This window comes from Rhizobium ecuadorense, from assembly GCF_001187535.1.
Classification (GTDB): domain Bacteria; phylum Pseudomonadota; class Alphaproteobacteria; order Rhizobiales; family Rhizobiaceae; genus Rhizobium; species Rhizobium ecuadorense.
On sequence record NZ_LFIO01001604.1, the window covers coordinates 1 to 242 of the forward strand.

Sequence of the window (242 nt, forward strand, 5' to 3'; positions counted from 1 at the left end):
GAGGCAATGCGCATCAATCTCGCCGAGTTCTACCGCGCCACCGGCCGGAACGACCAATCGGAACAGACCTATGCCGAAGCGATCGGGATGGCGCCTGAAAGCGCGGATCTGCGGTACGGACACGCGTTGTCGCTGGTACGCAAACAGGCATTGACCGAGGCTATCACAGAACTCCAAGAAGCCGTGCGGCTGGATCCACAAAACTCCCGCTACAAGACGACCTTTGCCGTCGCTCTCGATTC

General features: G+C 59.5%; 1 protein-coding gene. It reads left to right on the forward strand.

Features of this window, described 5'->3' with window-relative positions; genetic code table 11:
* Window positions 1–242 (forward strand): tetratricopeptide repeat protein (locus AF337_RS32715; protein ID WP_152971294.1); only part of this gene is annotated, 242 nt, incomplete at both ends.